Origin of the sequence: Hymenobacter latericoloratus (assembly GCF_014199535.1) — a bacterium.
Taxonomy (GTDB): domain Bacteria; phylum Bacteroidota; class Bacteroidia; order Cytophagales; family Hymenobacteraceae; genus Hymenobacter; species Hymenobacter latericoloratus.
In genome coordinates this window covers 123,082-135,098 of record NZ_JACHNV010000008.1, presented here as the reverse complement: position 1 = coordinate 135,098, position 12,017 = coordinate 123,082, and the positions used below count along the sequence as shown (strand labels likewise).

Genomic DNA, 12,017 nt, shown 5'->3' with positions numbered 1-12,017 from the left:
CTATCTGATTATGGAACAACAAGACCACTTGCTGGCCGAAGCCCGCCGTTATGGCTACATCGAGGGCGACCAGGTGTGGCTTCGCCCCTTATTGGATCTGCCCGCCCGTCAGGTGGGGCAGGTGAAGGAATCCGCTGATGCTTCCCTGATTTATTTCGCCCAACGCTTCAACCTCTTCCGTACCAAGGTCGAAGACCTGCTCCAGAAGATTGAGGAGTCGGACAACAAAGGCTCGTTTCTGATGAAGGCCCTGCACCTGAAGGAGCAGGTAGCGAGCTACGATGCCCTCGGCGACTTTGAGAGCCTGCACCGCCGCCTGACGGAGGCCGAAGAATCCATTAAGGTTACCATCAACCGCAACCGCGAGAAGAACCTGGCCACCAAAATCGGCCTGATTCAGGAAGCGGAAGCCCTGCACGACACCATCGACTGGCAGGGGGGTAGCGAGAAATTAAAGGACTTGCGCCAGGGCTGGATCAAGACCGGCCCCGTGGAGAAGCACCTCACCGACGAGCTGGAAACCCGTTTTCAGGCCGCCGTGGATGCTTTCTTCGCCCGTAAAAAGGAGTTCCTGGCCGAGAAAAAGGCCATGACCAACCGGGTGTACGACCGGTACAAGGAGCTGATTCATAAGTCCGAAGCCCTGCAGAACTCCACCGAGTTCGAGGAAACCACCCGCAAGCTCAAGCAGCTGCAGCAGGAGTGGAAGGAAATCGACGGCACCCTACCCCGCAAGCAGGCCAACGACCTCTGGACGCGGTTCCGGGCGGCGCACAACCACTTCTTTGAGCGCCTGAAGGTGCACATTGAAAGCAAGCGCCAGGAGCCGGCCACGGCGGGCGGCGGGGGCGGAGGCGAGGACAACCTCAGCCGCAAGCGGGCCCTGGTAGCCGAAGCCCAGGCCCTGCTGAATCAGCCCATGTCGCAGGCAGTGGCCCGCGCCAAGGAGCTGCAGGCGGCCTGGAAAAAGGTAGGCCCCGTGCGCGGCGAAGAATCTGACCGGGTGTGGGAGCAGTTTATTCTGGCCTGCGACAAAGTGTTTGAGATGAGCGCCCTGGAGCACTACATCCGCAAGCGCCAGCCCGCCGGCCCGGCCGAAAGCAACTCCCCCCGCGACCAGGCTAACCTGCGCATTCAGGCCCTGCGCGACTTCATTAAATTTGATAAGCAGGAGCAGGAAGTGCTGGAAGAAAACCTGGGCAAGCTCAACGACTCGCCCGGCAACGAGACCTTCCGGACCATGCTGCAGGGCAAAATCCGGGCGTTCGAGCGGAAAATCCGAACCAAGAACGAGCTGATTGCCATGTTTCAGCAGCGTATTACGGGTTAGCCCAACTTTACCGCATATTTTACGTTGTCGTCAGCAAAATGCAACCCTGAGTCGGTAAAGGTGTCATGCCTGAGCCGCCGGCCAGATTTTTGCTGATGGACCTTTACCTTTCGACCACTTTTTTTAGTAGCACACACGACTATGTACTGGACTCTGGAACTTGCTTCGTACCTGGAAGATGCCCCCTGGCCCGCCACCAAGGATGAGCTCATTGATTACTCTATCCGCTCGGGCGCCCCAATGGAGGTAGTAGAAAACCTGCAGGCTCTGGAGGATGACGGTCAGCCCTACGAGAACATTGAGGAAGTATGGCCGGATTACCCGACCAAAGAAGACTTCATGTTCAACGAGGACGAGTACTAGCAGGTAGAGTAGAGGTGAAGAGGTAATGCGGTGATTTATTCTTCATTACCAGACATCTGGCTTGACGGAAGATGAACCATACACCAGAACGATCTTCATCACCTCATTACCCTATTGCTGTTTACGATATGATTGCGGGGTATGGACAGCGCGTCCTGCTCCGCAATTTGCGTTTTACAGTGCCAGAGCCGGCCTTTGTGGCCATTGTCGGGCACAACGGCTGCGGCAAAACTACCCTCTTCCGGGCCCTGACGGGGCAGCTCCCCTACCAGGGCTCGGTGCAGGTACTGGGCCAGGAGTTGCGCACCTTGCAGCGGCCGGCAGCCAGCGGCCTGTTGGCTCACTTGCCCCAGCGGGGTAGTGTAGAGTTTTCGATTCCGGTGCGGGATCTGGTCGTAATGGGCCGCTTTCGCCACCACCACTTCCTGGGTGCTTATCAAACGCAGGACTACGCCCTGGCCGATGCGGCCCTGGCCCGCGTGGGGGCTGCGCATTTAGCCGAGCAGGATTTCACGGTGCTCTCGGGCGGGGAGCAGCAGTTGGTGTGGCTGGCCCAGCTGAGCCTGCAGGATGCCCGCCTTTACCTCCTCGACGAGCCCACCCAGCAGCTTGACGTGTACTACCGTCGTCGTGTTTTTGACCTACTGTATTCCTGGGTCACGGAGCAGCAGAGAACCATTCTCTGCATCACCCACGACCTCGACAACCTGGCGGCCCTACCCGCCGGTTACCTGCTCAACCTCTCCGCCCCTACCCCCGTCCTGGAGCGCCTAACCCCCGCTACCATCCGGGCCGCCCGCCAGTACCTGGAAAGCGAAGAAAGCCTGGCAGTAAGGCGGTGATATGGGGAGCGAGTAAGTGAGTGAATGAGTAACGTATGTCATGGCGAGGAGGCACGACGAAGCCACCCGTCCTGGCCGACGCCCTACCCCCTGAAACGTGACAACCCCTTGCTTCCAGCATAGAGGCAAGGGGTTGTTATTTCATCAGGCTTGTCACAAGAGAGAGAGGACGGATGGCTTCGTGCCTCGCCATGACATACGTCACTCATTCACCGCTTTCCTGGCTGCCCGCGCAGCACATGCCAGATGGAGCGCAGAAAGGGCCAGGGGGTCACGGAGTTCATGATCTGGAAGTTTTCCTTCCAGGTGGTGCGCTCGTCCAGAAAATCGAAGATGCGCTCCACTGGGTTTCTGCAGAATAGGTCGGTGAAGATGTCGCGCGTGATTTCGCCGCGACGCTGCATAATATCCAGCAGCAGGGTATCAAACAGGCGAAACTGCCACTTGTCCCCGGTGAGGTCCCGGGGGGGGTGGCCGGTGGCGGCCAGGCTTTCTACCAGCCGCGCCGAGTGGGCCTGAATGCGCTTGAAGGCGTAGCCGGTGCTGGGCTTGGCCCGCCCGGCCCGCACGCCCAGGTGAATGATTCCTGGCCCGGTACGCGGGGGGAGCGGGTGGTCGGTCATCGGAATGGCGCCCACTTCCTCGGCCGTTATCCGAAACGCGTTTACGCCCAGCTGCTCCCGCAGGTGGCGCCGGATTTCGGCCTCGTACTCGGCCTTGGGCAGCACCTGCCCCGAAAAGAGAGTGTACTCCACCAGGGCCCGGCGCTTGCTGAAGGGCAGCACGTATATGAAGCGGGGCTCCTGGTACTGCTCGCCCCGAAAGTCCATAAACTCCTGCGTGGCGGGGTCGAAGGCGTCGTGGTCGGTTTCCACTTCCCAACCCACAAAGTGCTGGAGCAGGTACCGGTGTTTATGGGGTTGCTGCAGCTCATGCAGCTTTGGCGGGCGACTATCAAAAGCATAGTGACCGGTAAACTGCTCGCCGGTTGGAGTAGTGGCGCGTACGCCGCCCGCTGGCAGGTTTTCGAGGGTAGCAACGGGGGCAGCTACCCGGGTAAACTGCGGGTTGTTTGCCAGGGCCGCGTGCACGAACTGATAAAAATCCAGGCCCCGGATCATCTTATACCGATGGCGCCGCAGCGCAAATACCCGCTCAAACTGGGGGCTCCGGAAGGCTAGCTGCTGCCACTCGTGCGCCACAATTTCGTCGAAAAGCATGGGCTCATCGGTCCAGAACGACCAGGTCCGGTCGTTCTGGTCCTTGGCCTCGGGTTCCAGCAGCAGCACCCGCTTGCCAGCCAGCCGGGGCTCCTGGCTGAGGTGGTAGGCCAGGCTCAGGCCGGCTGCCCCGCCGCCCACAATCAGGTAGTCGAAATCAGAAGAAGCATCCATACAAAAGCGGCGACTCAGGTAGAGCCGCCGCGCCAAGATAACCCGGAAAACCTGGGGCCGCCGGTTTAGCTGGACAGAGACGTTAGGGCACCGGCCAAATCCCGGACGGCATCGCGCACGTCGAAGTCTAGCTGGGCGCTGAAGTGCTGGCGGCCGTGCAGGATGTGCACGCGGGAGTGCAAGCGCTCCACCCACAGCCGTTCGTTGTCCTGGTAGCCGGAGGTGTAAGGGTCGTCGTCGGAGAGCAGCACCATGAGCTTGTCCTCGGGAATCAGCGCCCGGGCCGCCTCGTAGTTAATGGGGGCCTGCATCCAGTTCAGAATGTCCTGCCAGGGGCTATCCACCGAAAACCAGCCGGCCACGCACAGCACGCCGCCCACCTGCTTGGTTCCGGGGTGCTGCTCGGCCAGGCGGGCCAGGTAGTGCAGAATAGCTAGGCAACCTACGCTGTGGCCTACCAGGTACACGTGCGAACCTACTTTGGCGGGCGGCAGCACGGTCATTAAATAATCTACGGCTTGCTCAATGACGGGCAAATCCCAGGCGGGCATGGGCAGGGTCTGCACGTTATACTCCACACCGTCTTCTGGCGCCACGGCGCGCAGCTGCTCTTCCAGCCACGGGTACCAGTCGTGGTGCGGAGCGCCTGCCCAGCGCGGTACAATGATGATGTCTTTACGGGTGGTAGTGGTGGGGTTGGGCATACCGGGGTGCGAGAATTGAATTAACAGTTCCGTAATGTAGGTACTGTAATTTGTATCTATCAATGATTGTAAGACTATATTTTTAAGCATAGCGATAAAAAACCCCTGGCTTCTGCTCGGAAGAAGAAACCAGGGGCCAAGGATCCGGACTGCGGCGGGCTTAGAAGTTGGGCGAGAGCAGATATTTGCTGTAGAAATCGTCGATGATTTTTACCGCCGACTCGGCATCGTCCACCAGTTGCACCAGGTTCATGTCCTCGGGCGAAATGTTGTGCTCGTCTTCCAGCATCACCTGCTGAATCCAGTCGAACATGCCCTGCCAGTAGCGCGTGCCTACCAGTACAATGGGGAAGCGGCCGATTTTCTTGGTCTGAATCAGGGTAATAGCCTCGAATAGCTCGTCTAAGGTGCCGAAACCGCCGGGCATGCCAATGAAGCCCTGGGCGTACTTCACGAACATCACCTTCCGCACGAAGAAGTAGTCGAAGTTAATCACCTTATCGGGGTCGATGTAGGCGTTGTGGAACTGCTCGAAGGGCAGCTCAATGTTCAGGCCCACCGACTTACCGCCCTCCGAGTGGGCGCCCTTGTTGCCGGCCTCCATAATGCCGGGGCCACCGCCGGTAATTACGCCATAGCCGTGGCGCACCAGCTTGGCCGCAATTTCCTCGGCCATCTGGTAGTAGGGGTTGTCGGGCTTGGTGCGGGCCGAGCCGAAGATGGACACGCAGGGCCCGATCTTGGTCATCTTCTCGAAACCCTCCACGAACTCGGCCATCACCTTAAAGATCTGCCAGGAGTCGGCAATCTTAATCTCGTTCCAGTCCTTATCCACGAAAGCTTTGCGGATGCGCTGCTCGTCGTCGAGCTGCACGGTCCGCTCGCCGTGGGTTTGCTCGCGGATGTCACTGATGGTCTTAACCTTATTGTCGTTGACGTTGGGCTGAACGATGGTCTGGCCGCTGCCGGCATTCAGCACCTGGTCGGCTGCTTTGGTTCTACTGGTTTTTTTGAGCTTCGACATAACAAGCTACGCTAAAAAGGGCGCGGGTAGCCGGCTGGCCCACAGGCCGCCGACCAAGGTGGGAATGAATCCGGGCCCGGGTAAAAAATGAAGAAAAGGGCAAAAAGAAAGCCGCCCCCACGGAAGAAAGGGCGACCCAAGGTAGCGGCTGGCAAGTTAACAATTTGTTAACATCAAGTTAAGAATAGTGAGGCAGTGAATGGTGAAGAGGTGAATCGTGACAAGTGACACGTCACGCCGAGCGCAGCCGAGGAATCTCACTCGGCTGACGTCCGAACAGCATAGCAACGAAGCGGTAGAGATGCTTCGACTCTGCTCAGCATGACATCTACCTTGGCAACGTCAGCACCCAAGATTCCTCGCTGCGCTCGGCATGACGTGCTGACTAGTCACTTGTCACGATTCACCTCCTCACCTCTTCACCCCATCACTTTACTTCGCCCGAATAGCAATAACGGGGTCGAGGTTGGCGGCCAGCACAGCGGGAATGATGCCGGCCAGCACCCCAATCACCACCGACACGGTGAGCCCCAGGGAGATGTTACTCCAGGACAAGAGCAGGGGTAGGGTTTCCTGCGGAATTAGCGTAATCAGCCACACCAGGAAAATACCGGCGGCACCGCCCAGCAGGCACAGGAACACGGCCTCGAACAGAAACTGGAACAGCACGAAGTAGTTTTTGGCCCCCAACGACTTCTGAATTCCAATGATGTTGGTGCGCTCCTTCACCGATACGAACATGATGTTGGCAATGCCGAAGCCGCCCACCAGCATGGCAAACGACCCTATGACGGCACCAGCAATACCGATAATGGAAAACAGCTTGCCAACCATGTTGCCAAGCATTTCGGGGCGATTGAGGGCGAAGTTGTCTTCCTCTCGCGGACGTAGGCTGCGGATATTGCGCATGAGCCCGCGCATCTCCGACTCCAGATCCAGCAGACCTTCGTCTTCCTCTTTGCCCTTCACGGCGATGGTAGGCGTAATGCCAAAGCCGTTGCCCGTACTCAGGGTAAATATTTTGGTGAAGGTTTCGAAGGGAATAACTACGTTGTTGTCGTTGCTGGGCGTGTCAAGCAGCTTCTTGCCTTCCTTCTGCACTACCCCAACTACCGTGAAGCGCTGACCCTTGGCCTTGAACTCGCGCCCTATGGCTGTGCTGTTCGGAAACAGGTTGGAGGCAATATCCGCCCCGATGATGGCCACGTTGCGCGCCGACTCAACCTCGCGCTGGGTGAAGTAGCGCCCCTCGGCAATGGGCAGGTCAGAAACCTTCCGGAAATCGTAGCTGACGCCCTGCAGGGCAATGCTTTCCATGCTGTTGTTGCCGGCCCGCAAGGTGTTGCCGCCGGCGCTGGCAAACACGGCCACGCCCCGGTTATTGTCGCTCAGACTTTTCCGCAGGTCATTGTACTCGCGCACCGTGGGCACGGGCCGCCCGAAGTATTTCCACCAGGGGTAGTCCGGCTGGTCGAAGGTCCAGGGCATTTTCATCACGTAAATCACCTTGTCGCCCACAAAGCTCATGCTTTGGCGCACGTTGGCCTCCAATGAGTCAACGACGGTAAATACAGCAATGATGGCGAAGATGCCCACCGTTACGCCCAGCAGGGACAAAATGGTGCGCAGCAGGTTGGCTTTCAGGGCTTGCCACGCAAAACGGAAACTTTCCAGGGTCAGACGCAGCGCTTTCATGCGGGAAGGGGTTCGGCCATGGACGTAGCAGGGGCAATAAGCAGATTTCGGGCGAAAAATAACGATTTATTCGACGTAGGTCCGTACTTTTGCGGTTCGATTTTTTTCTTAGGTTCCCCTCCTATTGCCCTGTCCGGCCCATGAAACTGTCTGAGTTCAAATTTGACTTGCCCGAAAGCCTGCTGGCACAGCACCCCGCCAAAAACCGCGACGAGTCGCGCCTGATGGTGCTGCACCGCGACAGTGGCAAGATTGAGCACCGCGTGTTCAAGGATATTATTGAGTATTTCACGGACGGCGACGTGTTCGTGGTTAATGATACCAAAGTATTTCCGGCCCGCCTCTACGGCAACAAGGAAAAAACCGGCGCTCAGATTGAGGTGTTTCTACTGCGCGAGCTGAACAAGGAAATTCACCTGTGGGACGTGCTTGTGGATCCCGCCCGCAAAATCCGGGTAGGCAACAAGCTGTACTTCGGCGAGTCGGACATGGTAGCCGAGGTAATTGACAACACCACTTCGCGCGGCCGTACCATCAAGTTCTTGTTTGATGGCTCGGATGAGGAGTTCTATAAGGCCCTGCACGACCTGGGCGAAACCCCGATTCCGAAAGAATTCATTTCCCGCGAAACGGAAGCCGCCGACAAGGAGCGTTACCAAACGATTTACGCCAAGCACACCGGCGCTGTAGCCGCCCCTTCGGCTGGCCTGCACTTCACCCGCGAGGTAATGAAGCGCCTGGAAATCAAAGGCGTTGATGTGGTGCCGGTAACCCTGCACGTAGGCCTGGGTACGTTCCGCCCCGTGGATGTGGAAGACCTGACCAAGCACAAGATGGACTCCGAGAACTTCATCGTGCCGGCTGATTCGGCAGCAGTAGTAAACCGGGCCCTGGATGCCAAGAAGCGGGTGTGTGCCGTGGGTACTACCTCCATGCGCGCCATGGAGTCGTCGGTATCGGCTCACTCTCGCCTGAAGCCCACGGAAGGCTGGACCGATAAGTTCATCTTCCCCCCCTACGATTTCAAAATCTCCAACGCGCTGCTCACCAACTTCCACACCCCGGAGAGCACGCTGATGATGATGGCCTCGGCTTTTGCCGGCCACGAGCTGCTGATTGAAGCGTATCAGACGGCCATCAAGGAGAAATATAAGTTTTTCAGCTACGGCGACGCCATGCTGATTCTGTAAACCAGACCGGCCCCCTGCCCACCGGAGTAAAAAAGCCCTAGTACCTTGCGGTACCAGGGCTTTTTTGTGTCCTGACTACTGCATATGACCTCTGCTGATACTTCTCCGACTGTATTCTCCGCGCCCCGGTTTGCTATTCTGGTGGCCGGGGGCAGCGGCTCCCGCATGGGCGCCGACCGCCCCAAGCAGTTCCTGCTGCTGGCCGGTGAGCCAGTGCTGCTGCACACGCTGCGCCGCTTCGCCGATCCGGCGCTGGGCGTGCAGCAGTGCGTGCTTGTGCTACCCCCCGATCAGTTTGAAACCTGGCAGCAGCTCTGCGCGGAGCATGCCATTACCCTGCCCCATACGGTTGTGGCGGGCGGCGCTACCCGCTGGGCCTCGGTGCGCAACGGGCTGGCGGCTTTGAGCAGCCCCGAGGGGGTAGTAGCCGTGCACGACGGCGTACGCCCCCTCACGCCTGTCAGCGTCATTGTGGCTGCATATCAGGCCGCTCAGGCCCACGGAGCCGCCATTGCGGCCGTCGTGCCCAAGGACTCGGTACGGAGCCTGAGCCAGCAGGGCTCCTATGCCCTCGACCGGTCACGGCTGCGTCTCGTCCAGACGCCTCAGTGCTTTGAAATCGGGCTGCTGCGCCGGGCCTACCAGCTGCCGGAGCTGCCTACCTTCACCGACGACGCCAGCGTGGTGGAAGACCTGCACCCGATTCAGCTGGTAGCCGGCGACTACCGCAACCTGAAAATTACCACCCCCGAGGATTTGCTTTTGGCGGAAGCCATTCTGGCCAACAGCCCGCCGCAGTAGCCTACCCATACGGGCCGCTTACAGTCCCCGGCCCAACCGAATGGTGCGGGTGACGCCGTTGCTGGTGATGGTAGCCAGGTTGTCGCAGGCCTGGGTGCCGGTGGGGTCGTAGTTCAGCAGCAGTTCCTTTTCCTTAGCGGTCAGAATTTTAACGGTGCCGGCCACAAAGGTGCGGGCGCAACCTGCCTGTATTTTCTTAAGCAGCGGCTGCTCAATGGTAGCCGAGTAGCTTCCCCCCTTGCGGTTGGTGCCGCTGGCCTGCCCCGTTACGCTATACTCGTCGTCGAGGATGGTGCGGGTACCGAAACCGGCCGTGCGGGTGTACTGGCGCTCCGAGGTCCAGGAGTGAGTGCCGGCGGCGGTGGTTACGCTGGCATTCTGCACCTGCAGCTTCCAGGAGCCATTGCCCAGATTGGTGAGTGTGCGGGTGCCGGTATGCCTATTATCGTTACGGAAGTAGTCTATCAGCGTAATAGTAACGGTAGCGCCGGCTTGCCGGTAGGGCCCGCTGAATGCGGCCACCACCTTACCGCGGCGTGCCACCCCGTTGGGGCCCAGACAGTTGACGGAACCGAAGTCGAGGGTAAGGGTACGGGTAGCCGCCTCATAGGTGCGCGTGAAGCAGTTGCCGGCTACGCGGGCCAGGTCGGCGGGCTCGGCGGCGGGGCTGGCCGCCACGGCCGCATCGGCAGGCGAGCCGGCTTCCACCAAGTCAGTAAGGGCCGCGTTTTCCTCGTCGGCCAGGCTTTGGTCCTCGGCCGACGCAGCCACGTCGGCGGCGGCGGCCTGGGGATCAGTCGATTTGGAGCAGGCACCGGTGAGCAGGGCCAGGCTGGCCAAGGTGGCCAGCCCTAGCGGGCGTAGTACAGCAGCATTCATGGGGCAAAAGCAGAGAAGGGTGAGAAGAAATTTGGCAGTTGGAGCTGCTGCCGAAGCCAGAGTTTAATTGGAGCGGGAACTTTTTTCTGAAAGCTGAATCCCAACCTGGGCTACTGATGCGCGTATAGCCATGCAAACCGTTTTGCACCGGGCAATCTTCTGACTTTATGCTGCTTCCCCTTCGATTATATGTGCTGCTTCTGGCTCCCCTGGCGGTAGCCTGCTCGGCTAAAGAAAACAGCAAAGACCCTGTTTTCAGCGCCAAGTTCCAGAACGAGAAGCGCATTGGGGAAGAAAATATCACCAAGCGCCAGCTGCGCGATGCTGAGTTTCTGGTGGAAGCGGCCAGCCAGAAAATGGAGCTGCTTGAAATCAGCCAGATTGCCCAGCGCAAAGCTACTTCCCCCGATACCCGCTACGTGGCCCAGAACGCTATTGCCCAGCTTTCGGCCCGGCTGCAGGAGCTGAAAACCTTGGCTCAGCAGAAAAACCGGGCCCTACCTACTGGTTTGGGCGAAAGCCAGGCCCAGGAAGTAGGCGAGCTGACGGCCCTGAATGGCCCGGCCTTCGACCAGAAATACGCGGAAATGCTCAGCAGCCTCACGGATAAGACCGTAGACGCCTACGAGGATATGGCGGATGAGGCCTACGACGGGGACATCCGGGCACTGGCCGCGCGCCAGCTACCCGCCCTGAAAGATCAACACACTGCGGGGGAAGCCCTGCAGGATAAGCTGAAGCCGTAAGGTCATTCCTGCTTTCTTTCATTCTTTTCCATACTCATGAAATTCCGATTCCTTCCCTTCCTGACCTTGGCGGCGGGCCTGCTGCTGGGCAGCTGCAATAACGCCGAAAAACGCACCGACGGCACCGCCGGCGAAGCCGTGAGCGACATGGATAAAGCCGCCGAAGATGGTGGCGTACAAGCCGATGCCGTGGTTATCGACAACAACGCCGGCCCAACCGTTACGGCCAACGCCGACTCGGCCGTAGCTGCTGATTCAACCGGCGCTGACCGCTAGGTTACCGCCTACCTCCCGCTCCGGGCCCGGATCTGCCTGGAATTCTTCTTTCCACTCTCACAACCCTTTCCAATGAAACGTATTCTTTTATCTGCTGCCTGCGTTGGCCTGCTAGGCCTGGGCGCTTGCGGCAACTCGGGCAATGAATCTGCCGCCGCTGGCGATACGACTGCAACTGCCGGTGCTGCGGGCAGCGACACGGCTATGGCGTCTTCCGGCACCATGCCTTCATCTGACACCTCCTCAACGGGTATGGCAACGGAAGGCCCCACGGCCCCTCACGCCACCGATCCGGAATTTATGATGTCGGCGGCTCACAGCGACCAGAACGAGATTCAGCTCAGCAAGCTGGCGCTGGAGAAAGGTGTAACGGGCATGGCAAAGGACCACGCCAACAAAATGATTACCGACCACACCAAGTCCACGGCTGATCTGAAGCCGATTGCCCAGAAAAAGGGCGTGACGCTGCCCACCGATATGGACGCGGAGCACAAAGCCATTGCCGCGCAAATGAAGGAGCTTTCGGGCAAGGAGTTTGAGCAGAAGTACATGGAGCAAATGGCCATGGACCACCAGAAAACGGTGAACACCATGGTAGCTCACCAGAAGATGACCCAAGACGCGGATCTGCAGGGCTTCATCACGAAAACTCTGCCGGTAGTACAGGCTCACCTAACCATGTTCAAGCAGCATTCTTCTATGGCTGCCTCTAACGGGAACATGTAGGCGTATGCTTATCAACAAAAAAGCCGCTGCTTTGTGAAGCAGCGGCT

General features: G+C 58.9%; 13 protein-coding genes. 8 read left to right on the top strand and 5 right to left on the bottom strand.

What is annotated here, in order from left to right; genetic code table 11:
• Positions 1–10 precede the first annotated feature (10 nt).
• From GGU46_RS19285 to GGU46_RS19275, 3 genes are all read left to right on the top strand, one after another.
• Positions 11–1,330, top strand: a complete 1,320-nt coding sequence (locus tag GGU46_RS19285) for a DUF349 domain-containing protein (protein WP_183405199.1) — start codon at positions 11–13, stop codon at positions 1,328–1,330.
• A 141-nt stretch (positions 1,331–1,471) separates the two neighbouring features.
• Entirely contained in the window at positions 1,472–1,693 is a 222-nt protein-coding gene (locus GGU46_RS19280; RefSeq protein ID WP_019948259.1) for a DUF2795 domain-containing protein, read from the top strand.
• A 167-nt stretch (positions 1,694–1,860) separates the two neighbouring features.
• Complete coding sequence (locus GGU46_RS19275; RefSeq protein WP_183405198.1) at positions 1,861–2,535, top strand: ABC transporter ATP-binding protein; 675 nt, start codon at positions 1,861–1,863, stop codon at positions 2,533–2,535.
• Positions 2,536–2,744: 209 nt separating this feature from the next.
• Here the strand turns inward: GGU46_RS19275 and GGU46_RS19270 are convergent, their stop codons facing one another.
• The 4 genes from GGU46_RS19270 to GGU46_RS19255 all read right to left on the bottom strand — a co-directional run bounded on the left by GGU46_RS19270 (position 2,745) and on the right by GGU46_RS19255 (position 7,352).
• Complete coding sequence (locus tag GGU46_RS19270) at positions 2,745–3,929, bottom strand: FAD-dependent oxidoreductase (protein WP_183405197.1); 1,185 nt, start codon at positions 3,927–3,929, stop codon at positions 2,745–2,747.
• Between the two features lie 65 nt (positions 3,930–3,994).
• Complete coding sequence (locus GGU46_RS19265) at positions 3,995–4,633, bottom strand: RBBP9/YdeN family alpha/beta hydrolase (protein ID WP_183405196.1); 639 nt, start codon at positions 4,631–4,633, stop codon at positions 3,995–3,997.
• A gap of 160 nt (positions 4,634–4,793) precedes the next feature.
• Complete coding sequence (locus GGU46_RS19260) at positions 4,794–5,657, bottom strand: LOG family protein (protein ID WP_183405195.1); 864 nt, start codon at positions 5,655–5,657, stop codon at positions 4,794–4,796.
• Positions 5,658–6,089: 432 nt separating this feature from the next.
• A complete protein-coding gene (locus tag GGU46_RS19255) occupies positions 6,090–7,352 on the bottom strand; it encodes an ABC transporter permease (protein ID WP_183405194.1) in 1,263 nt (420 codons plus the stop codon).
• A 140-nt stretch (positions 7,353–7,492) separates the two neighbouring features.
• Here GGU46_RS19255 and queA point away from each other — a divergent pair, with 140 nt between their 5' ends.
• Complete coding sequence (gene queA / locus GGU46_RS19250) at positions 7,493–8,542, top strand: tRNA preQ1(34) S-adenosylmethionine ribosyltransferase-isomerase QueA (RefSeq protein ID WP_183405193.1); 1,050 nt, start codon at positions 7,493–7,495, stop codon at positions 8,540–8,542.
• A gap of 84 nt (positions 8,543–8,626) precedes the next feature.
• A complete protein-coding gene (locus tag GGU46_RS19245; RefSeq protein ID WP_183405192.1) occupies positions 8,627–9,343 on the top strand; it encodes a 2-C-methyl-D-erythritol 4-phosphate cytidylyltransferase in 717 nt (238 codons plus the stop codon).
• Between the two features lie 18 nt (positions 9,344–9,361).
• Here GGU46_RS19245 and GGU46_RS19240 read toward each other — a convergent pair whose 3' ends face one another.
• The gene (locus GGU46_RS19240) at positions 9,362–10,222 is read right to left on the bottom strand and encodes a hypothetical protein (RefSeq protein ID WP_183405191.1); all 861 of its coding nucleotides are present in this window, start codon (positions 10,220–10,222) and stop codon (positions 9,362–9,364) included.
• Between the two features lie 167 nt (positions 10,223–10,389).
• On the opposite strand from GGU46_RS19240, the gene GGU46_RS19235 reads away from it, so the two are divergent.
• The 3 genes from GGU46_RS19235 (at position 10,390) to GGU46_RS19225 (ending at position 11,970) form a co-directional block, all read left to right on the top strand.
• A complete protein-coding gene (locus GGU46_RS19235; protein WP_183405190.1) occupies positions 10,390–10,968 on the top strand; it encodes a DUF4142 domain-containing protein in 579 nt (192 codons plus the stop codon).
• Positions 10,969–11,004: 36 nt separating this feature from the next.
• Positions 11,005–11,244 (top strand): hypothetical protein, encoded by a 240-nt coding sequence (locus GGU46_RS19230; protein WP_183405189.1) that lies wholly within the window; start codon positions 11,005–11,007, stop codon positions 11,242–11,244.
• A 72-nt stretch (positions 11,245–11,316) separates the two neighbouring features.
• Positions 11,317–11,970 (top strand): DUF4142 domain-containing protein, encoded by a 654-nt coding sequence (locus GGU46_RS19225; RefSeq protein ID WP_183405188.1) that lies wholly within the window; start codon positions 11,317–11,319, stop codon positions 11,968–11,970.
• Positions 11,971–12,017 lie beyond the last annotated feature (47 nt).